Here is a 19721-nt window from a genome sequence, read left to right as displayed (position 1 = left end):
TATATAAAGTGTATATGTGCCCCGTTACCTATGATTCTCCCTAAAAAATTCCCTGGTCAGCCTCATGACCACCGGCGACAGCTTAAAAAGGGCCAGCACATTGGGAATGATTAAAAGCCCCAGCATGCAGTCCTGGATGGACCACACGATTCCTGCCGTGCTCAGGCTTCCTGCCAAAATCAATACAGGAAACAGCATGCGGTAAAACCAGTCCCCCTTCAGGCTTTTTATGTACATGAGACTCACATGTCCAAAATACCACTGGCTCATGATTATAGCACAAACCAAAAGCCGGATAAAGAGCCACCTGTGAAATCAAAAGCCTGACTCCATAATCAATGACTGCCGGATTCCCGTTAAACAGCATAATGAGCGGCCTGGCCATAAGTATATAGATTCCTGTCACCAGAACGGTGAGAATCAGGGATGTCCGCAGTGCAAAACGGACTGACTCATGGAACCGTTCTTCCTTATTGGCGCCAAAGGAGTAGGAGGCCACCGGCTGGTATCCCTGCATGAACCCCATAACCACATAGCAGCCAATCAGCACCAGGCGCTGCACCACGCCGTATGCGGCAATAATAAGGTCTGCGTCTGCCATGGGCTTTGCCGCTATATTGGTAAGGGATGTGGCAACCGCAAGACAAATCTGTATGACAGCCGTAGGGATTCCAATGAGTGTGACGGTTTTAACCAGTTCCCACTTCGGCCTAAAGTACTCCCTTTTTATTTTTATGATGGAGCGTCCGCTTATGTAGAACCATTCAAGGATGAAACATGTGACAAACTGTGAAACGGTTGTGGCAAGGGAAGCGCCCTCCACTCCCATCCCCAGCCCCCAGTCAAACATGAAAACAGGGTCCAGCACAACATTAAGGGCTGCCCCGGTCACCACGGCAGCTGACGATATTCTTACGGATATATGAATGATTCCTTGGTACAGCTGCACATTGTATCCTCAAACGTCACTTTCCCCGGTTCTCCTGTCACAGTCAGCCTCTCATCTTTTGCCGCCTCCAACAGCAATGGTTCCGATATCCAAAAACGGCTTAAGTCAGCCGTGTCTCTCAGCCATACAATCCGGCCGTTTTGGGCGGCATCGCGCCTTACGCATGTGTGCAGGCAGAAACGCAGGGCTAAATTATCGGTGGGCATGACAACAGGTGTTTTTGCACCGGCCGTATCACGGCATGTTATGGCATTTACATATACAGGGAACCTGTCTATTTTATCATACAAACGTTTTGTTATTACATCTGCATTTCCCATTCCTGCCGAATTTCCTGCCGACTTTTCTGTGATATCCAAAACAGCTATCTTTTCGGCATGAGGCACATCCGCTGCCAGAGTGCCCGACCTTCCGGTCACATTCGGGTCCATTCCGGCTCCGCTGATTTCCTTTCCCATCCGGCTGACTACCAGCACGTCAATCTTGTCAAACGGAATACGGACCATCAATGACTTGGCATAGTTCAGCAATTCCGGCTCCCGCTTTAAAATCCGGCCCGCAGGAACAGCCTCAATATAGGCAGTCTCATGGCGGGCATTTTCCACAATGCCAAGTCCCAAAAGGATTGGCGCTTTCCTTAAAATCACCTCTGCAAACCGGATTAGATTCTGTCCCATGCGGTCAAATCCCATTTTATGGCAGATGGATGCCCCCTTTTGTTTTCCCAGCCCAATTACCATCATTTTTACAATTCCGCTCTCCACCGCACCGCGAAAATCCGTATGGGCCTTTATCCGCCCCACCGGTATGATATAATCAGCCTCCATGGCACAGGCATCCAGCCACACATCAAAGCCATCTTCTGTTTTTCCCAGACATACCACCTCCATGGACGAGCGCAATTCTGCTCCTGTGGATTCCTCCGTAATACCATACCCTTCCAATATCGCCTTCTGACCATCCGCATCCGCACCCCCGTGGCTGCCCATTGCCGGTACCAGATAAGGGATAGCGCCTAAACGTTTTATCTCCTCCGAAACAGTGCGTAGGATTTCCACGATATGAGCAATTTCCCGGCTTCCGGCCGTTATCGCCACGGTCTGTCCTGCCTTTATGGTTCCGAATGCCGTGCTCCTCCGAAGCGCGGTCCGCACCGACTCTTCCACCTGTTCCAGAACAGGACACCCAACCCTGTATTCAACTTCTGCAAACCTTGGTATTTCCACCTCCGACAACAGGCGCTCAAAGGCAGCCCTTTCAAAACCCGGCTCAGCTTCTCCATATCTCTTCATATGTACCCCTGCCCTTCGTTTCTCCAGCTTCCAGACCAGTTTCACTCCATCTGCATGTTTCTCTTACGTAAAAGGCCCGGTACAAGACCCGGACCTTCTCATCAGATTATTTTCATTCACTTCAGATTATATTTATACAATTTTCTCCGGATTCAAAATCCCCTTTGGGTCAAAAACGCCTTTGATTCCTGCCATCAGCTGCAGCTGGTCCTCACCCAGCTGATTCTTCAGGTATTCCCTCTTTGCATAGCCAATTCCGTGCTCCCCGGACACAAGACCGCCATATTCTTCCGATTTTTTGTACATCCGTTCAAAGGCTTTCTGCTTTTTATCCCTCCACGTATCCTGGTCCATCTGGTCCCTGCAAAGATAGACATGGAGATTGCCGTCTCCAGCATGTCCAAAGCTGGGAATGCGCATCTCTAATTCCGCGGCGGTTTGATGGGTAAACTTGATAAAACCTGCCACATGGCTTCTGGGCACCACCACATCGCATTCATCCATCTCCGTGGTAGATGCCTTAATCGCCTCCAGAAAAGCGCCTCTTGCAGACCATACACTCTGTTTTCTCTCATCGGTGTCCACCAGGAACACATCCTTTGCACCGTTATCAAGACACAAATCAGCGGCCCGGCTGTAATTTTGCTCCACCTCTTCCCGGCTGTTTCCGTCAAATGTCAGTAAGATATAAGCGTCACTGGACGTATCGGGAAATTTCTTTCCCAGATAATCCTCTGCAAAAAGAATGGTTGCTTTTTCCATAAATTCAATGGCCACTGCCTGGACCTGGGACTCTATGATTTTAGGTACAATTTCAATTGCATCTGAAATAGAATGAAATGGAATCAGCAGGCTGACTGTTTTTTGCGGAAGCGGAAGAAGTTTTAAAACTGCCTTTGTGATAATTCCCAATGTTCCCTCTGAACCGATAATCAAATTCATCAGACTATAGCCGGAACTGTTTTTAACCACCTTGCCGCCCAGTTCCAGAACATTGCCCTGTGCCGTAACCACGGTTAACCCTCTCACATAATCCCTTGTCACTCCGTACTTTACTGCACGCATTCCGCCTGCATTGGTGCTGATATTGCCGCCGATGGTTGCCGACTTTTCTCCCGGATCCGGCGGATAGAACAGCCCCTGTTCTTCCACATAGGATGCCAGGTCCATTAAAAGGACGCCAGGTTCAACTGTAACAGTCAAATTCTCACGGTCCAGCTCCAATATATGATTCATTCCCGTGGTTTCAATCATGATGCCGCCCTGTGCAGCCACTGCTCCTCCAACCAAACCAGTGCCCGCGCCTCTCACTACCACCGGAATATCATGGCCAGAAGCATATCTCATGATTTTGGATATTTCCTCAGTGCTCATAACTTTTACCAGAATCTCAGGCATTGAAAATACATCCCCCAACTCATCGTGCCCGTAATCCTCACTGATTTCTTCTCCGGCCAGCACTCTCTCAGGCGGAAACATGGCCTTTATTTCATCTGTATATTCCTGATTTATCCGATTTCTGTCCATCATGCCCCCTCCTTCATCCAATTGACCAGCTCCGGCAGGATTTCATACCAATCGCCAACCAGGCCATAATTGGCTATGTCAAAAATCGGCGCCTTCTTATCTTTATTAATGGCTATGATACAGTCCGCCCCTTTCATCCCTGCGGCGAACTGTACTGCTCCTGAAATACCTATTGTAACAATCAGTTTAGGTTTTACCGTTCTCCCGCTAAGCCCTATCTGTTGTCTGGCGTCAAACCATCCATTTTCAATCAATGGCCTGGTGCCGGCCATCTGAGCCCCTATCCGGTCTGCGAAAGCTTTTACAAGCTCCACATCTGCCCTGGATTTAACGCCTCTTCCCACGGCCACGATGATTTCCGCATCTGATATATCTGCCTGCCGCGTTTTTTCTTCATTTGAAAGGACCTGGACCGAGGAATCAAAGAACCTCTCTTTTACCTCCATTTGCTCTATAGAACCGCCGGGGAACCGGTTTCTCTCTGCCTGTGAAAACACCTTATACCTGACGGTGCAGAACTGGGGACGATGCCTGGGCGTCACAATCTGAGCCATGATATTGCCGCCAAAGGCCGGTCTTATCTGTACCAAATCCGAATTATCCTTCATTTCCAGTACAGTACAGTCAGCTGTCAGCCCTGTCCTGAAACGTGCAGCCACCCTTGGCGCCAGTGACCTTCCTTCGCTGGTCGCTCCCACCAAAATGGATGAAGGTCTGACATTCTCTATGAAGTCAGAGAACACATTTGCATATGTCATTATATTAAAATCCGCCAGTCCTGGATGGTCGTACAGGAATACCCGTTCTATCCCATAATACTGCAGTTCCTCTGCCTTTTCTTTTACCCGGCTGCCTATAAGAAGGCAGTAGACCGGAGCCTGAATCACCGATGCCAGCTCTTTTGCTTTTCCAATTAACTCCAGGGTAACCGGATGAATTCTGTTTCCATCCATCTGAACATATACGGCAATTCCCTTCCATTCTTCCTTTTTAACCATTGGTTCTGCCGGCTCTTCTTCAACCCATTCCATCACACCGGCCGGGCCTTTTTTTACACACAGACGGCACATCCTGCATCCGGATGAAACAGATAGCTTTCCATCTTCTTCCGAAATCGCCCCAAATGGACAGAGCTCTTTCAGCTGCTCTGCTGCTTCCTTCGTCACCCTGCCCTGGTTCACTTTTAATTTTGCCATACTCCTCTCCTTCCCGTTCAATGATTACAGAAATTTTTTCTCCTGCAGAATCCCAGCCAAATATTGGGCCAGCTCCGGTCCCTTTCCTTCCATTATTACTTTATCTTCCGTTTTATCCGGCGGGAAAATCCGCTCCACCTGGGTGGGAGAACCATCCAGTCCATAATGTCCGGTGTCCTGGTCATTAAAATCCTTCAGCGACACTGTCTTAAGACATTCCACAGACAGGTCCAGCTTTCTTTTATAAGAAGGGAGTCTGGGCGTGTTGGCATCCTTCTCCACGGTCAGCAGGCATGGCATTGTCATGCGCTGTGTCTGTATTCTGTGCTCCAGGTTCATTCGTACGGTAATTCCGTTACCATCTGTCCCTGTTATAGCAAGTACGTTTGCTCCATGAGGAATCCCCATAAATTCAGCGATTTCCGGTCCCACCTGGGCCGTATCCCCATCCGTGGTCTGCTTTCCGCAAAGAATAACATCAAACGTTCCTGCCTTTTGTATTCCCTGACACAGGGTATAACTGGTCGCACACACATCTGCTCCCGCAAAACACCGGTCTGATACCAGCACCCCTGCCTCTGCGCCCATACAAACAGCCTCTTTCAGCGCGTCCATGGCCTGCATCGGCCCCATGGTAATCACAGTCACATGTCCCTTTTCTTTTTCTGCCAGCTCAAATCCCATTTCCAATGCAAAAAGGTCATATGGATTTAATTTTGATTCCACGCCATCTCTCTTCAGCACGCCTGTAACTGAGTCCACCTCAACATTGGCAGTTCCAGGAACCTGCTTGATACATACAAGAATTTCCATCGGTACACCTCAGCTTTTCAAAATACCATTTACAGATTCAGATACAGACACTCTGGGCGAATCCATTTTAGGAGATACCACCACAATTTTTACCGGCTCCGGCCCTTCAGCCACCGGAACAAAATGCAGTTTTCCGGCGTCTATAATCAATTGGGTCCCCTGCGGTATACGTACAATCTGTATGGATGCCTCATCGACTTTTCCTTCTGAATCAAAGTTTGCAAAAGGCATCAGAGCCGTACCCTGTACAAAGTAAAAAAACTCTTTGTCTTTATGATATTCCAATTCCCGGAATCCGGGGATTGCCGCCTGGCAGGACAGCACTCCTCCGCTGATTTGGGATGACTGGAAGCTTGCAATGAGAGGGGAGGCGGCCCACTGGAAATAGCTCTCCCTGTATGGCTCTGTTTCCTCCCTCAATATTGTCACTCCCTCTATTTCTGTATCCCTGATATCTGTAATTGCTATCTCCATCATAAACCTCTCCCTTTCAGTTTTTTTCCTGTATCAGTTTCATATCTGCCAAAGAATCCGCCAGATGCTCATTAATCTGTTCCTCTGCCGCAGCTTCATCTCCGCTCTCTATGGCCTCTATTATGGCACAGTGGGAACGGTAGGCCCTTTCGATATTTTCGTCCAGCATAAATACCTTATTTCTATAATCGGCAAGGCAGTCTGTAATGGTTTTTTCAATGCATACCAGCAGAGGGTTCTTACTTACCGATGTGATTTTCTGATGAAATTCTTCATCATACAGCGTCATAAGCACACCCCGGTTCTGTCTGGTATGTCCGCCGGACAGAAGTTCCTTTGTCTTGTCAGAAATCACCTTTAGATGTTCAATCCACTTTTTATCGCCCTTCTTCATCGCCATCCGGACTGCCATGAGTTCAACCGCGTTGCGGACTTCCATGTAATTCTCAATATTCTCACTGTTCTCCCTGAACCAATCTGCAATCTCGCTTCTCTCAACCTGCTGCTTTTCCTGCTTTCTGAAAAAGACGCCCTTTCCCCTTACGGACTCAGTTATCTTTAAGGCCTGCATCATCCGGTAAGCTTCCCTGACCGTTGACCTTCCGATTCCGCACATATTGCAGACTTCCTGTTCCGTGGGCATCCGGTCCCCCTCCTTCAGCTGATTTTCTTCAATATATTCTTTCAGCCTGTCAATGGTCTGGTCCACCATGGAAATCTTCTCTATCTTCATATTCATAGGCATTCTCCCTGATTCTCAATTTTGTTTACCGCCTTCAGGATGCATGCATGGAAGCCTCCGATTAACGGTCCCAGGCCAAATGTCAACAGTAATGTCCCGGCCCCTATTTCCCCGCCCAGACAGAACGCCATGGCCGCACATATCACATCCAATCCCAGTTTCACGGTTCCAAGCCCCATCCCTTTCCGGTGAAGCGCCACTACCAGGTCATCGGTGGGGCCGGGAGGAAGCTCTCCTTCCATATAGGCAGCCGCGCAGAACGCCACGATTATCATTCCGCCTGCAAACAGCAGATATGGGGGCAATGTTCCAATCCTGCTTTTCAGGCATATCTGCTGCCACAGGTCTGTAACAATCCCTAATAAAAAAGAGGTTATAAAAGTAGTAAACCGCGGCTTTCTTCGCCGGATTCCGGCGGTCAGCAAAATTACGCACACAGATGAAATGTAAATTCCGACGGAAACCGGCTGGCCCAGTACCCCGGCCAAAGCAAAATTCCAGGCATCATACCCGCCCGCCCCCAGACCAGACATGATTGTCATCACCACGCCCATGGGCATGAGCAGGATTCCAATCAGGTACAGGACCAGATTAACCAAACGGCTATGTCTTACTTGGATATCTCCCTTCATATTTCACAAACAGCCCTGATGGAGTCCATCAGCTTTTCCTGATTCTCCTCTGTATCCTCTACAAATGCCGTGCTGCGTAAATACGCAAATATCTTCTGTACATTCTCCTCTGTTTCCGGTATCCCGAGTTCCTTAAGGGTGACAGGCATTTCCATCCTTTTCATGAAATTCCGGAATTCCGGAATTTTCTCCGGTGTTCCATTATAGTACAGCTGAAGTATCAGCGAAGTGCCGACGATTTCTCCATGGAGATAGGACAATGACTCCCTGGTAAAGAACATTCTGGCGCAGTAATACATTTCATGGGCAAGGGCGGTCTGTCCGAATGCTTTTGAAACACCGCTGATAATACTGGTCAGCGCAAAATTAATAAACAGGAAATCATGAACCTCTTTTGTAAGCCGGTGCTCCCGAATATCATCATAAACCTTTAAACACGTCTCCTTAAGAATATCATAGGTATATTTTGATAAATGGTAGGCTGTGTATAATTCAATATTAAAATCATCAAATGGCATGGAGGCATGGCCATGCTGAACCTCAATGAACTTGGCCATGGCATCCAGAATCCCGGATGCAGCATATCTGGGCGGCTGATGAATCATAACTGTCTCGTCAATGATGACTGCCGACACTTCATAATCATGGTAAAAATTACCGCCCACTGTTCCGTAGGCTGCCCCATCCTCCGTATACATGACGCTCATTGGAGTGTAGGCAGCGCATGTGGCTGCCTGGGTCGGAATATTCACCACTGCAAGCTTAGCCATATGGGCAATGCTTTTTGACAGGTCCATAATCTTTCCGCCGCCAACGCCAACCACTACATCAAACCCGTTTTTTTTGCAATACTCAGCATAATGGTTGGCTGCCTCCCTGGTATTATAGCCGGGGTAAACCACAAACTCATGCGTGACACAGGCGTCGCACAGACTTCTCCTCAAAGGCTCCCTGACAATATCAAGGGCCGTAGGTCCGCCAATCACCAATGCATGGCGCCCAAACCTACCAATTTCACCTCCTGCCAGCTGCAGGGCATCCGGCTCCTGTATGTATCTTCCTGCGCCAAATTTAAATGCCACATCTAATTTTGTACCCATTTCTTTTAGCCTCCTTCTCTAAGCCCTTAGACATTTCACTGCGGCCCGTTCAATGCTAATACCTTCTCTGAATCGTTCCATAAATTGTCCGAATCCCAAACAGCCCTCTTCGTCCGGCACTTCCGTCAATGTCCCTGTCTCCCCAAATACATAGCTGTTCAGATATTCCGTCAGGCAGAGATTATGGTTATCCCTTCCAAAGGATGCCAGGATTGCCATGCCCCATGCTCCGCCCTCTCCTGCTGTCTCCATCACAGTTACCGGAACATTAAGCGCATCTGCCAGTATCTTCTGGCCAACACCTTCTGTTTTAAAAAAACCTCCGTGCCCCAGCAGCCTTGCCAGGCGGATATTCTCCCTTTGAACCAGAATATCCATTCCCATGCGCAGTGTGGCCATGGATGTATACAGCTGCAATCTCATGAAGTCCGAGAGGTGGAGCTCGCTGTCCGGAGTCCTGGTAAACAGCGGCCGTCCCTGGTCCAGTCCGGTAATGTGTTCTCCCGACAGATAGCAATATGACAGCAGGCCTTTGCAGGAGGGCTTACTCTCCATTGCCTTGCGAAAAAGCTTTCCGTATAGCTCACCGGCCGTCATCCTGCATCCGAACAGTTCGGCTGCTTCCCTGAACATATTTACCCATGCATTTAAATCCGACGTGCAGTTATTGCAGTGTACCATGGCTACCGGCTCCCCGTCAGGCGTTGTTACCAAATCCAGTTCCGGATAAACATCTGAAAGCGGATGTTCCAAAACCACCATGGAAAATATGGAGGTGCCTGCTGATACATTTCCGGTTCCCGGTTCAACACTGTTGGTAGCCACCATTCCTGTTCCGGCATCGCCTTCCGGCGGACATACAGGTATTCCTGGCTCCAAATCCCCATCCGGGTCCAAAAAAGCAGCTCCGTCTACTGTCAATGCTCCTGCCGGCCTTCCGGCTGCCAGCACCTCCGGCAGAATCTCCAGGACCTTCCACGGATATTTTTTATCTGCTGTCAGCTGGTCAAAGCACTCTGCCAGGTCCTTTCTGTAATTCTTTTGTTCCGTGTCTATGGGGAACATTCCAGATGCCTGCCCTACCCCAAGCACCTTTTTTCCTGTCAATTTCCAGTGAATATATCCATCTAATGTGGTCAGATAACGTATCCGGCCAACATGTTCTTCTCCGTTTAAGACTGCCTGATACAGATGTGCGATACTCCATCTTTGGGGGATTGGACAATGAAACAGCTCCGTCAGCTTCCGGGAAGCCTCTGCTGTCATGGTATTTCTCCAGGTCCTGAAGGGCACCAGAAGCTCATTGTTTTGGTCAAAGGCCATATAACCATGCATCATAGCGGAAAATCCCATGGAACCTATGGTATGCAGTGTTATATTGTATTTTCTCTTCACATCTTCTTTCAAGGACCGGAAGCAGGATTTAAGTCCTGCCTCCGCATCTTCCAGATGATAAGTCCATATTCCCTGTTCAAACCGGTTTTCCCAGTCATAGCTGCCCTGGGCAATCGGGCGGTTTTTTCCGTCTACCAGCACTGCCTTTATTCTGGTAGAACCGAATTCGATTCCCAGAGCCGTATTTCCCTGTTCTATCTCATTTCTTATCTGTTCCGTATCCATATGCTCCATCCTATCTGTACATTGGGCCGTAAGCCTGGCACGCCCTGTAATCCTGGGATTCCTTGTCCATTCCGAATGCATTCCAACATGCCGGACGGAATATTCTCTCCTCTTCCACGTTGTGCATGCACACCGGTATTCTCAGCATGGAGCAGAGCGTAATGACATCTGCGCCCACATGGCCATAGGTGATGGCCCCATGATTTGCGCCCCAGTGATTCATCACATCGTATGCACTTGTAAATACATCCCTTCCCGTCACCTTAGGTGCAAACCAGGTACAGGGCCATGTATAATCCGTTCTCTTCCAGAGCTGGTCAGATATGTCCTCCGGCAGATGCACACTCCATCCTTCCACCAGCTGGACCACAGGGCCCACGCCCTTTACCAGATTCAGACGTATCATGGTCATGGGCATCTCAGCCTTTGTCTCAAACCGCGAGGAATAGCCTCCGCCGCGGAAATAGCCCAAATCCGCCTCACACCATGTTGTGGCATTCAGACAATTTTCCACATCCGCCTGTGTCATATCCCACCATGGTTTAATGGCTGCTTTTCCTTCCTCATCCCGAGCTTCCCCGCAGGCATCCAGACAGCATGCGCCGGAATTTATCAGATGAATAAAGCCGCCGGCCGCCTCCGCTTTTCCTTCCAGGCAATAACCGGTTACCCGTTTTACCGCCTCCTTCGACCAGCAGGTTCTCACATCTGCAAACATCTGCGAACGATTGGTGAGAAGCTTAAGAAGCAGCATGCTTACGCCATTGAGCGTATCATTCTCCGTAGCCAGGATGTAAGGTTCTCTGGGACCGTTCCAATCAAAGGACGTGTTCAGGATTGCTTCCGGAAAATCCGTGTTCGGATAATGGTCCGTCCATTGTCTCTGTCCCTGGAAACCAGCTGCCAAGGCATTATGGCCCAGCGATTCCTCCTGGTATTCATCCGGAAATGTGTGATTGCCACTCATCAAATCCTTGATGATAAGGGCGCACTTCACTGTAAATTCCCAATTTTCATCTTTCTTTTCCCGGCTGTGTCTGGCAAATTCCGGGTTTTTGTCCAGCCCCTCCCTGCAGTTTGCCTTGGTCCAAAGCAGAGCCTTTTCGTACTCGCTGTGATTATAAATGCCCTTATCAATTCTTCTGAGAATTTCCACCTCGTCTACCGACTCCACCCTCATTCCCAGATATTCTTCAAAGAAATCAGGGTCAATACCGGAACCGGATATGCCCATACACATGGCGCCAATCTGCAGATATGATTTTCCACGCATGGATGCAGCTGCAATGGATGCTCTTGCAAAACGGAGCAGTTTTTCCTTTACATCTTCCGGTATCTCCGGGTCATCCGCTTCCTGAACATGTCTTCCGTATATGCCGAATGCCGGAAGCCCTTTTCTGGCATGGGCTGCCAATACGGAAGCCAGGTATACGGCGCCCGGGCGCTCTGTGGCATTCAGTCCCCACACGCCCTTGATTGTCATGGGGTCCATATCCATGGTCTCAGAACCATAGCACCAGCAGGGAGTCACTGAAAGGGTGATATCAACTCCCAGCTTTTTAAACTTATGTGCGCAGGCCGCTGCTTCAGCAACGCGTCCTATGGTGCTGTCCGCCAGCACTACCTGAACAGGCTGGCCGTTTAGATACCGTACATTCTGCTCATACAGTTTTTTGACTGCCTTTGCCATATTCATGGTCTGTTCCTCCAGGGACCCCCTTACATCCAGCAATCCCTGTCTCGCGTCAATGATGGGTCTGATTCCGATGATTGGATATTCTCCTATGTATCTGTTCGTATACTCCATTATGTACTCCTCCTTATACAATTCTGTTTTCCGGTTCCCGTCCCTCCAGAACATCCATGACTGCCCTTGCCGTAGTCATGGATGTTCTGTCATAATTTTCATAGGATTCCGCTGCCACATGAGGCGTTGCCACATATCCGGGACAATTAAAAAGTTCCTCGCTTCCTGTTACCGGTTCATGCTCGAACACATCTGAGGCAAAACCGCCTATCCTTCCGGAATCCAGCCCTCGCTTTACCGCCATTTCATCCACCACAGACCCTCTGGCTGTATTAATCAGTATGACACCCCTCTTCATCTTCCCAACGGCCGCATCATTGATTAAATGCCATGTGTCAGGAGCAGCCGGAAGATGGATGAGAATTATATCGCTCTCTCTTAAAACCTGGTCCTGCGGTACAATCACAACCCCTGATTTCCCGGCCGCCATCCTGTCAGCCGCCTTGTCACAGGCCATCATGAAACATCCAAAAGCCTTCAATTTCCCAGCCGTATTTTGTGCGATTCTGCCGAATCCCATCATACCAACCTTTAATCCCTTTAGCTCCCGATACATCATTCTCTTCCATCTGCCCCGGCGGATATCCTGGTTCAGCTGGGGTATCTGCCGTAACATACACAGCAGCAGGGCCACCGTGTGTTCCGCAACCGAATTAGAGTTAAGTCCCGGACAGTTTGTAACCATAATCCCCTGTTCCCTGGCTGCTTCCAAATCAATGTTATCCACTCCCACTCCGAATCTGGCAATCACCTTTAGCTTTCCGGCTGTCTCTAACAGAGTTCTTCTCCAGTTTTCCGCTCCGGTTATCACCCCGTCCACGTCCCTTACGAGAGGTATCAGCTCTGCTTCGGTCATTGGCCTGTTATAGGGATTCTCAATGATTTCGTATCCCCCTTTCTCCAGACTCAATTTACCGTTTCTGCAATATTGGGAGTAATTCGTTGCTGTTACCAGTATTTTCATATCAGCCTCTCCTTTGCATGCCAGGCCTGCCTGGTATTCTGTACGGCAAATTTCCCGCCTGTTACCTCCAAATCAAAACCGGTCATGTACCCTGCCTGGTCAGATGCCAGAAAAACAATGGGACCAGCCAAATCCTCCGCAGTGCCCAGGCGGCCCATAGATACATTCTGAACCAGCCTCTCTCCATTCTCTGCTATGTTGGATTTGCTTATTTCCGTATCAATCATGCCCGGCACCACACCCAAAACACGGATATGATACGGCGCCAGTTCAGCTGCCAGTGTTCTGGTAAGACTGGAAACCCCTGACTTTGCAGCCCCGTATATGGCGCCGCCTGCGCTGGGGATTTTTGCTGCAAAGCTGGATATATTGATAATCACGCCGCTTTCCTGCTTCATCATAATCGGAGCCACCAGGCCGATGCAGTTCCATACCGCCTTGAGGTCTGTATTCATGATGGCATCCCATTCGTCCTCCGTATACTCTAAAAATGGCTTATCTATGGCAATACCGGCATTGTTAATCCACACATCCACGGTGCCGAATCTCCGGCATACGGTTTCCATGAAACAGCGGACCCCCTCTTTGTCTGTTACGTCCAGGGCCTCTCCGTAAACATTATGATACCCCTGTCCCTCCATCTCCCGGCAAAAGCCTTCAACCTTTGCTTTTGTTCTTGCAAAGACAGCAACCGATGCACCTTCCTTTAAGAACTCCCTTGCAGCCTCTTTTCCGATTCCTCCTGCCCCGCCGGTAATTACGACTGTTTTTCCCTTCAGACCTAATCTCATCGCTGCCTCCATCATCCGCCCAGGTATGCCTTCTTGATTTCCGGACTGTCCAGAAGCACCGAGCTTTTTCCGTGGTTGACCACGTGTCCCACTTCCAATACATACGTTCTGTTGGAAATGCCCATGGCCATGAAGGCGTTTTGTTCCGCAATTACAATCGGAGTCTTCTTCATCTCATTGATTTGGATAATGGCCCTGAACATCTCGTCCACAATGACCGGAGCAAGTCCCAGGGAGGGTTCGTCAAACATAAGCAGCTTTGGATTGCTCATCATTCCCCTTCCGATAGCCAGCATCTGCTGCTCACCGCCGCTCATGGTTCCCGCCGCCTGTTTTGACCTTTCCTTCAGCCGTGGAAACAGGTCATACACCTCGGCCACATGGTCCGCCATCTCACCTTTTGAATACCGTTTGCTGAACGCTCCCATCTCCAGATTCTCCAGCACGGTCATCTGAGGAAACACCTCCCGTCCCTCAGGTACATATACAATCCCATCGTAAATGGATTTATGGGGCTTTTGGTTATGGATTGCCTTTCCGTTGTATTCAATGGAGCCCTGTCCGGTGCGGTTAATGCCTACAATGGTTTTCATCAAGGTGGTTTTTCCTGCTCCGTTTGCCCCTATTAGTGACACAATCTCATCATCGCCAACCTCAAAGGAAACGTTGAACAATGCCTCTACTTTTCCGTAATATACGTTTATATTATTAACTTTCAGCATGTGCCAACACCTCCTCCTTAATATGCATAATAGGCTTGTAGCGGTCCCCGAGATATGCCTTGATTACCTCATCATTATTCTGTATTTCATCCGGAGTTCCCTCCGCAATTTTCGCTCCGAAGTTCAGCACCGTAATATTGGTGCAAATATTCATAACCACGTCCATGTTGTGTTCAATCAGGAAAATGTCCACTCCCGAATCAAAGGTTTTGAGTATAATATCCACAAATTCCTTCCGCTCTGTGGGATTCAGGCCCGCGGCCGGCTCATCTAAAATAAGTGTCTCCGGTTTCAGCATCAAAGCCCGTCCAAACTCCGTCATTTTCTGCTTGCCATAAGGAAGATTCTTTACGTTCACATCCCTGATATCCCCAAGACCTATATATTCCAGCACTTCCTCTGCTCTCTCCCTGAGTATGTGCTCCTCTCTTCCAGCTTCCCTGAAACGATAAAGGAACTGCAGGATTCCTAATTTTGTCATCTGATGGCCGCCTACCATCAGATTCTCCATGACTGTCATGGACTGAAATAACTTAAGATTCTGAAAGGTGCGGCTTATGCCTAAGCGTGCTATCTGATACGGCTGCATAAGGGTGGTGCATGTATCTTTATAATATATCTCCCCGTCCGTAGGGGCGTATGTACCGGTAATCTGGTTCACTGTGGTGGTCTTTCCTGAACCGTTTGGTCCAATCAGGGCATGTATAGTTCTTTTTTTCATTTCCAGGGACAAATCATTCACAGCCACAAGGCCGGAGAACCTTTTTGTAATGTGATTCAGCTTTAAAATTGTATCGCCGTTCATCATCTATTCTCCCTCCTTTTTACACAGGCGCTTTACCAGACCAAATTTTCCAAATGGACCTGTATGTGTAAACAGGGAAACAATGCCATTGGGAAGGAAAATAGCAAATAACAGAGCAATCACACTGAACACCAGCCAGTAATAGCTTTCCATGAACCGCAGGAACTCCGGTAAAATCGTAATGACCGCTCCTCCAATTACATTTCCTCCAACCGTACCAATGCCTCCAATCATCATCATGGCAAGATAGTTGGCCGACAAATCCTGGACAAAGGTGGTTGGGTTGATATATCCCATCATATGTGTATACATGGCTCCCCCGAAACATCCCAGAATGGTGGCCAGGGTAAATGCAAGTATCTTCATCTGGGCAATATTGATGCCGCTGGCCTCAACCGCCTCCACATTATCCCGTATTGCCTTGAACGCCCGCCCCCATTTGGAGTGCACGATTCGGTATGCCATGATAGTAATGACTATTACAATGGCGAGATAAAAATAGTAGATTCTAAAAGATGTGTTTAGTTCAATTCCAAACAGGCGAATCCATGGTATATTTTGTACGCCCATGGTTCCCCCGGTCAGCCCTACCCAGTTGGTAAGAATAAGGCGGGTAATCTCACTGAAACCAATGGTAGTAAGGGAAAGATATACACCTTTCAGGCGCAGACTCGGATACCCCAGGCCCTTACCAACCAAAATGCCCATCACAATGGCAACAATAAATCCCACCACAATCGGCATGTGGAATTTCGCGCTGCACAGGGCGGCAGAGTACGCTCCCAGCGCCATGATTCCTGCTGTACCCATATTCATCTGTCCGGTCAGACCGGTTATAAAATTTAATCCGGTAACCACCACGATATTGACCAGCGTCTGGCACAGTACGATATGATGGTAGGTATTCTTATCAACAATCGGAATGAGGACCAAAAGGAAGATTCCAAAAAGAATCCCTGTCATTTTTGCGGATTTATTCATGTGCACCTCCATCATTTCTTTCTGTGCCCCAGAAGTCCTGTGGGCCTGATTAGCAGACATGCGATTAAAAGCACAAAAGCAACGCAGTCTTTATACAGTGTGGGAATCACAAGTGTACTCAGGTTCTCCAGAATTCCTATTACCACGCCTCCCAGAATCGCACCCGGCAAATACCCGAAGCCGCCGAACACGCCTGCCGCAAATCCCTTTAACCCTATCATGTTAGCTATGGTTAAATCCACGGTGAATAAAGGAATCACCATGATGCCTATTGCTGCACAGATTGCCGCGCTGAGAGCAATAGTTAAGTTAATATTTCTGGTGACGTTGATTCCCATCAGAGTGGCGGCCGTCTTGTTCTGCTGTACACATCTCATGGCCTTTCCTGTCTTCGTAAAATTAAAAAATAACTGTAAAAGGATTACGATTGCTATGGACACTACAATAACAGTGATGTTTGCCACTGTAATCACAATGTCCCCAAGCTTTACCGTTCCTTTTAAAAAACCAGGCACAGTAAAAGGAGTAGCTCCCCAGATGATTCTGGCCAGTTCATTGAGAATCCTTCCCAAAAACACCGTGCCCATAACGGCAAAAATTGGGGACGTCATATTACGAAGCGGATTGAATATACCGGTCGCCACCAGGACGCCGAATACAAACATGGTAAGAACAGTGGCCAGAACACCCACCACCGGATTTGTTCCCATCCTCATAAGGAATTGGGCTGCAAAGATATACGCGCCTAACATGATGAATTTATCATGGCTGAAATTCAGCAGGCCGGTAGAATTAAAAATCAATGTATACTCAATCGCCACCAGCGCATAAATAAATCCAAGAGCAAGCCCGCTCACAATAAGCTGGATAATAATGCTGTAAGTCATTTGGGACCTCCCATCTCTTAGTTTAAAATGGATGCAAACCATTTCCTGTCTGCATCCATTTTTCAACGACTGCTACTCCACCGTCACATAATCCACCATGCCCGGAATTTTATCTTTAATCTGCGCAATTACGCAGCCATGGACCATATTTCCCCCTTCATCGCAGGAAAACAGACCTTCCGGAAGCTTCATATCCTTTGTTTCCGCCAGAGCATCCCTGACAGCCTGAGGCTCGGTTGACCCGGCTCTTTCAATTGCGTCTGCCAGCACATAAGCCGCGCTATAGTATGTAGATGCATAAAGTTCGGGGGCATATCCATATTTTGCTTTGAAGTCCTCTACAAACTGCTTTACAGTATCGTCGTCATTGGTTGATACAAAGTCAGTGACCGCATACCATCCTTCCACATACTCTGGTTCCAGCAGATTTAACACCTGGTCCATAACAACACCTGCGGAGGCAATTACAGGTACATCCAGCCCCAGTTCATACAACTGCCTGGCGGTCAGTGCAACCTCAGCGTCGTCTGTCCAGGAGATAATACAGTCAACGCCTGCGCTCTTGAGCTGCATCATCTGCCCTGTCAAATCCTTATCACCTGCGTTATGTCCAACGGCCACATACTCAATGCCATCCGCTTCCAATATAGGAATGATAACATCCCTTCCGCCGGTTCCAAAGTCATTGTTATTGTAGGAAATTCCTATCTTCTTGGCCCCCAGCGTATCAACCGCATATCTTGCCGCCACTTGCCCGTTGATGGTATCAGAAGGTCTTACGCGGAAGAAGTAAGGATTATCCAGCGTCGCTAGTTTAGGGCTGGAACCGCCTGTCATAAACGGAATCCCGGCATTCTTATATAAGTCACTGGTGGCTGCCGCATTTCCGGAGGTATGGGGTCCAATTACCGCACACACATCCTCATTCAATAGCCTGGTTACCACATTTACGGCTGTTGTCTGCGTATTCTGGTCGTCCTCCGCTACATATACCAGTTTTTTACCCAGAACACCCCCATTGGCATTAATCTGTTCCAGAGCCAGGTCAATTCCCTCCTTCGTTCTCTGGCCTGCCAGCGGAAAGTTTCCTGTAATTGCGCAGCTGACGCCGAATTTGATTTCCCCATCCAATTCCTCTGACGCCTCTGTCTTCTCTGCCTCCGTTTTTTCACCCTCGGTCTTTTCTTCCTGTGACTGTTGTGAAGCAGCGGATGCAGGTGCGCTTGTTCCTCCTGCTGTTCCTCCCCCTGAGCATGCTGTTAACCCCATCATCATGACTGCTGCCAGACCTACTGCTAATCTTTTTTTCATCATGCCGAAATACCCTTCCTTTCATCCTTTGTTGGTTATCCGTTTATTTTAATTCCGATGGACTTCATGGTATCCACCAGAATTTTTTTCTCATCCTCAGTAATCGGCGCCAGCGGACCTCTGCACGGTCCAACAGGAATTCCTGTTACCATTTCAATAGCCGGTCTCATAATAGAATTGGGAAGAATTCTTCCGTTTTGTCCGCATGCCTTGCAGAATCTGTACAGCGGTACGAACAATTCCTTTGCCTTATTATGGTTCCCCTCTGCAAATGCTTTTAAAATAGTCCTGATTTCATGTCCGAAGATATGGGCACCGCCGCTGACCACGCCCATGGCTCCCTGCACTACCGTAGGAAGAAGCATGATATCATCTCCATTGAAGATTACAAATTCCGGGTTAATATCTTCGGTTGCCAATATAAAGTCTGTAATCTGAGTGGGGTTAATACCGGCTTCATCTTTGATTCCAATGATATTCCCGATTTTTGAAAGTTCCCTCACAGTGGAGGCATCCACGTTTACCCCTACAAAAATCGGAATATTGTAGAGGAGGATATTAATATTTACGCTATCGGCAACTGCCTTGTAGTGACGGTAAATACCCTCCTGAGTAGGCTTGTTATAATAAGGAGCAACCACCATACAAAGCTCGATTCCTAAATCCTCGGCTTTTTTTGTAAGGGCAATGGTTTCCTTTGTGGATGCGCATCCAGTGCCTGCTATAACAGGTTTTCTGCCGGCTGAAGCCTTAAGGGCTGTTTCCATCAGCCTGACTCTCTCATCAAATGTAAGCAGGGACGCCTCTCCCGTTGTCCCGGTCACGATTAAGGAATCACAGAGGTCATTTTGTATCAGATATTCGATTAAATCTTCGTAAGCCTTGTAATTCACCTCCTCATTGGCATCATACGGCGTTACCAGGGGGCATAAAATCTGTCCATACTTCTGCGTAAATTCATTTCTTGTCATTTGATGTTCTCCTTTGCTCTTTCAATATTGATTATAAATTTTATTTATTCTGCTGTTATCATGTTGTCTGATAACATGATAACTATTTTTTCAATATATGTCAATAGTTTTTAATATTTAAGTATATTTTTGTGCAT

At 48.2% G+C, this 19721-nt stretch carries 19 protein-coding genes and 1 pseudogene; all 20 read right to left on the bottom strand.

Going from position 1 to position 19721, the window contains the following annotated elements:
- Positions 1 to 24: 24 nt before the first annotated feature.
- On the bottom strand, positions 25 to 237 hold the full coding sequence (locus FGS84_RS01090) for an alanine:cation symporter family protein (RefSeq protein WP_240305526.1): 213 nt from the start codon (positions 235 to 237) through the stop codon (positions 25 to 27).
- A gap of 55 nt (positions 238 to 292) precedes the next feature.
- A pseudogene (locus FGS84_RS01085) lies at positions 293 to 829 on the bottom strand (MATE family efflux transporter); the annotation flags it as partial.
- Between the two features lie 83 nt (positions 830 to 912).
- Positions 913 to 2241: a lactate racemase domain-containing protein gene (locus FGS84_RS01080; RefSeq protein WP_138305898.1), complete on the bottom strand. Its 1329-nt coding sequence runs from the start codon at positions 2239 to 2241 to the stop codon at positions 913 to 915.
- Positions 2242 to 2373: 132 nt separating this feature from the next.
- A complete protein-coding gene (locus tag FGS84_RS01075) occupies positions 2374 to 3768 on the bottom strand; it encodes an FAD-linked oxidase C-terminal domain-containing protein (protein WP_138306227.1) in 1395 nt (464 codons plus the stop codon).
- Positions 3768 to 4964 carry an electron transfer flavoprotein subunit alpha/FixB family protein gene (locus tag FGS84_RS01070; RefSeq protein ID WP_138305897.1) on the bottom strand — a complete coding sequence of 399 codons (1197 nt, stop codon included), beginning with the start codon at positions 4962 to 4964 and terminating at the stop codon, positions 3768 to 3770. Before FGS84_RS01070 ends, FGS84_RS01075 begins: the two co-directional genes overlap by 1 nt.
- Before the next feature lie 24 nt (positions 4965 to 4988).
- Complete coding sequence (locus FGS84_RS01065; RefSeq protein ID WP_138305896.1) at positions 4989 to 5777, bottom strand: electron transfer flavoprotein subunit beta/FixA family protein; 789 nt, start codon at positions 5775 to 5777, stop codon at positions 4989 to 4991.
- 9 nt (positions 5778 to 5786) lie between these two features.
- A complete protein-coding gene (locus FGS84_RS01060) occupies positions 5787 to 6254 on the bottom strand; it encodes a hypothetical protein (protein ID WP_138305895.1) in 468 nt (155 codons plus the stop codon).
- Between the two features lie 13 nt (positions 6255 to 6267).
- Positions 6268 to 6990: an FCD domain-containing protein gene (locus tag FGS84_RS01055; RefSeq protein ID WP_171042515.1), complete on the bottom strand. Its 723-nt coding sequence runs from the start codon at positions 6988 to 6990 to the stop codon at positions 6268 to 6270.
- Positions 6987 to 7592 (bottom strand): membrane protein, encoded by a 606-nt coding sequence (locus tag FGS84_RS01050; protein WP_227146174.1) that lies wholly within the window; start codon positions 7590 to 7592, stop codon positions 6987 to 6989. The genes FGS84_RS01055 and FGS84_RS01050 overlap by 4 nt, the downstream gene beginning before the upstream one ends.
- 29 nt (positions 7593 to 7621) lie before the next feature.
- The gene (locus FGS84_RS01045) at positions 7622 to 8725 is read right to left on the bottom strand and encodes an iron-containing alcohol dehydrogenase family protein (protein ID WP_138305892.1); all 1104 of its coding nucleotides are present in this window, start codon (positions 8723 to 8725) and stop codon (positions 7622 to 7624) included.
- Positions 8726 to 8743: 18 nt separating this feature from the next.
- Complete coding sequence (locus FGS84_RS01040) at positions 8744 to 10354, bottom strand: FGGY-family carbohydrate kinase (RefSeq protein ID WP_347563755.1); 1611 nt, start codon at positions 10352 to 10354, stop codon at positions 8744 to 8746.
- Position 10355: 1 nt separating this feature from the next.
- A complete protein-coding gene (locus FGS84_RS01035) occupies positions 10356 to 12152 on the bottom strand; it encodes an L-fucose isomerase (RefSeq protein WP_138305890.1) in 1797 nt (598 codons plus the stop codon).
- 13 nt (positions 12153 to 12165) lie between these two features.
- Positions 12166 to 13116, bottom strand: coding sequence for a phosphoglycerate dehydrogenase (locus tag FGS84_RS01030; protein WP_138305889.1), 951 nt, complete (start codon positions 13114 to 13116; stop codon positions 12166 to 12168).
- Positions 13113 to 13907 (bottom strand): SDR family NAD(P)-dependent oxidoreductase, encoded by a 795-nt coding sequence (locus tag FGS84_RS01025; RefSeq protein WP_171042514.1) that lies wholly within the window; start codon positions 13905 to 13907, stop codon positions 13113 to 13115. The genes FGS84_RS01030 and FGS84_RS01025 overlap by 4 nt, the downstream gene beginning before the upstream one ends.
- A gap of 11 nt (positions 13908 to 13918) precedes the next feature.
- On the bottom strand, positions 13919 to 14629 hold the full coding sequence (locus FGS84_RS01020) for an ABC transporter ATP-binding protein (protein ID WP_138305887.1): 711 nt from the start codon (positions 14627 to 14629) through the stop codon (positions 13919 to 13921).
- The gene (locus FGS84_RS01015) at positions 14616 to 15437 is read right to left on the bottom strand and encodes an ABC transporter ATP-binding protein (RefSeq protein ID WP_347563754.1); all 822 of its coding nucleotides are present in this window, start codon (positions 15435 to 15437) and stop codon (positions 14616 to 14618) included. Before FGS84_RS01015 ends, FGS84_RS01020 begins: the two co-directional genes overlap by 14 nt.
- A complete protein-coding gene (locus FGS84_RS01010) occupies positions 15438 to 16397 on the bottom strand; it encodes a branched-chain amino acid ABC transporter permease (protein ID WP_243129797.1) in 960 nt (319 codons plus the stop codon).
- A gap of 29 nt (positions 16398 to 16426) precedes the next feature.
- Entirely contained in the window at positions 16427 to 17302 is an 876-nt protein-coding gene (locus tag FGS84_RS01005; protein WP_138305885.1) for a branched-chain amino acid ABC transporter permease, read from the bottom strand.
- 72 nt (positions 17303 to 17374) lie between these two features.
- Entirely contained in the window at positions 17375 to 18616 is a 1242-nt protein-coding gene (locus FGS84_RS01000) for an ABC transporter substrate-binding protein (protein WP_138305884.1), read from the bottom strand.
- A 32-nt stretch (positions 18617 to 18648) separates the two neighbouring features.
- On the bottom strand, positions 18649 to 19584 hold the full coding sequence (gene dapA / locus FGS84_RS00995; RefSeq protein WP_138305883.1) for a 4-hydroxy-tetrahydrodipicolinate synthase: 936 nt from the start codon (positions 19582 to 19584) through the stop codon (positions 18649 to 18651).
- Between the last annotated feature and the right edge of the window lie 137 nt (positions 19585 to 19721).

Source organism: Clostridium sp. 1001271st1 H5, assembly GCF_005845215.1.
Taxonomy (GTDB): Bacteria; Bacillota; Clostridia; order Lachnospirales; family Lachnospiraceae; genus Enterocloster.
Note: the sequence above shows the minus strand (reverse complement) of the source record. Positions and strands in the feature narration are given on the sequence as shown.

Bases quoted from the DNA above. Each gene is read 5' to 3' on its own strand.
- dapA (WP_138305883.1), bottom strand. From the start codon at position 19,584: ATGACAAGAAATGAATTTACGCAGAAGTATGGACAGATTTTATGCCCC.
- FGS84_RS01000 (WP_138305884.1), bottom strand. From the start codon at position 18,616: ATGATGAAAAAAAGATTAGCAGTAGGTCTGGCAGCAGTCATGATGATG.
- FGS84_RS01005 (WP_138305885.1), bottom strand. From the start codon at position 17,302: ATGACTTACAGCATTATTATCCAGCTTATTGTGAGCGGGCTTGCTCTT.
- FGS84_RS01060 (WP_138305895.1), bottom strand. From the start codon at position 6,254: ATGATGGAGATAGCAATTACAGATATCAGGGATACAGAAATAGAGGGA.
- FGS84_RS01090 (WP_240305526.1), bottom strand. From the start codon at position 237: ATGTACATAAAAAGCCTGAAGGGGGACTGGTTTTACCGCATGCTGTTT.
- FGS84_RS01020 (WP_138305887.1), bottom strand. From the start codon at position 14,629: ATGCTGAAAGTTAATAATATAAACGTATATTACGGAAAAGTAGAGGCA.
- FGS84_RS01010 (WP_243129797.1), bottom strand. From the start codon at position 16,397: ATGACAGGGATTCTTTTTGGAATCTTCCTTTTGGTCCTCATTCCGATT.
- FGS84_RS01080 (WP_138305898.1), bottom strand. From the start codon at position 2,241: ATGAAGAGATATGGAGAAGCTGAGCCGGGTTTTGAAAGGGCTGCCTTT.
- FGS84_RS01025 (WP_171042514.1), bottom strand. From the start codon at position 13,907: ATGAGATTAGGTCTGAAGGGAAAAACAGTCGTAATTACCGGCGGGGCA.
- FGS84_RS01030 (WP_138305889.1), bottom strand. From the start codon at position 13,116: ATGAAAATACTGGTAACAGCAACGAATTACTCCCAATATTGCAGAAAC.
- FGS84_RS01065 (WP_138305896.1), bottom strand. From the start codon at position 5,777: ATGGAAATTCTTGTATGTATCAAGCAGGTTCCTGGAACTGCCAATGTT.
- FGS84_RS01035 (WP_138305890.1), bottom strand. From the start codon at position 12,152: ATGGAGTATACGAACAGATACATAGGAGAATATCCAATCATCGGAATC.
- FGS84_RS01045 (WP_138305892.1), bottom strand. From the start codon at position 8,725: ATGGGTACAAAATTAGATGTGGCATTTAAATTTGGCGCAGGAAGATAC.
- FGS84_RS01055 (WP_171042515.1), bottom strand. From the start codon at position 6,990: ATGAATATGAAGATAGAGAAGATTTCCATGGTGGACCAGACCATTGAC.
- FGS84_RS01070 (WP_138305897.1), bottom strand. From the start codon at position 4,964: ATGGCAAAATTAAAAGTGAACCAGGGCAGGGTGACGAAGGAAGCAGCA.
- FGS84_RS01040 (WP_347563755.1), bottom strand. From the start codon at position 10,354: ATGGAGCATATGGATACGGAACAGATAAGAAATGAGATAGAACAGGGA.
- FGS84_RS01075 (WP_138306227.1), bottom strand. From the start codon at position 3,768: ATGGACAGAAATCGGATAAATCAGGAATATACAGATGAAATAAAGGCC.
- FGS84_RS01015 (WP_347563754.1), bottom strand. From the start codon at position 15,437: ATGATGAACGGCGATACAATTTTAAAGCTGAATCACATTACAAAAAGG.